Source organism: Acidovorax sp. KPB24-03, assembly GCF_057546605.1.
The window spans coordinates 1-1,087 of sequence record NZ_BAAJYR010000731.1 but is presented as its reverse complement, the minus strand read 5'-3'; the positions used below and the strand labels follow the sequence as shown (position 1 = coordinate 1,087).

General features: G+C 73.6%; 1 protein-coding gene. It reads left to right on the top strand.

Going from position 1 to position 1,087, the window contains the following annotated elements; all coding sequences use genetic code 11:
- On the top strand, positions 1–1,087 hold a 1,087-nt coding region (locus tag AC27KI_RS25580; protein WP_487116612.1), incomplete at both ends, for an FUSC family protein.

Here is a 1,087-nt window from a genome sequence, read left to right as displayed (position 1 = left end):
CCCGTCGCCCCCGCCTCCTGGCGCGCGGGCTGGCGGACCGCATCGGCCACATCAACGACGAGGCGCTGCGCATGATCGCCCTGGCCCGCGGCGAGGCCGAGCCCAACCTGGCCGTGGTGCGCGCGAACTGGCAGATGTTCGTGAGCCCCACCGCGTGGTCGTGGCATCCGTTCAACGGCCTGTGGCGCTGGGATGCGCCGCCGCTGCGCCATGCCATCCGCGCGGCGCTGGCCATGGGCGTGGGCTACGCGGTGGCGCAGGCACTGCCCTGGGGCACGCACGCCTACTGGATTTTGCTGACCATCGTGGTGGTGCTGCGCGGCAGCCTGGCGCAGACCCTGGAGCGGCGCAACAGCCGTGTGGCTGGCACGCTGCTGGGCTGCGTGCTGGCACTGGGGCTGCTGTCCATGCACCCCACCGCGCTGGGCCTGATCGTGTGCCTCACGCTGGCGCAGGCCGTGGCCCATGGCTTTGCCGTGCGGCGCTACCTCATCACCGCGGTGGCGGCCACCGTGCTCGGGCTGGTGCAGTCGCACATGCTGCATGCGGGCAGCAGCACGGCCTTCGCGCTGTTCGAGCGGCTGGCCGATACCCTGATCGGCACCGGCGTGGCCTGGGCGTTTTCCTATGTGCTGCCCTCGTGGGAGCGCACGCAGATCCCCGCCCTCGTGTCGCGCACCCTGGCCGCTCAGGCGCTGCATGCGCGCGAGGCGCTGGCCCTGGGGCAATTGCAGGCCGTGGACAACGCGCCCGAGCTGGCCTGGCGGCTGGCGCGGCGCGAGGCCTACGACAGTCTCTCGGCCCTGGTGCAGGCCACGCAGCGGTCGCTGTCGGAGCCGCGCGCCGTGCGCCCGCCGCTCGAACCCCTGGAACGGCTGCAGGTGCACTGCTACCAGTTGCTCGCCCAGCTCACGGCCGTGAAGACCATGCTGCTGCTGCGCCGCGGCCACCTGGAGCCCGAGCGGTTGCAGGCGCCGCTGGCCACCACGGCCGAGGCCATCGGCAACGCCCTGTCCGCGCCCCGTGCTGCGGCGGATGCCGCCATGCCCCCCCGCATCTCGCCCGGCCCCGAGCCGCTGCCCGACCC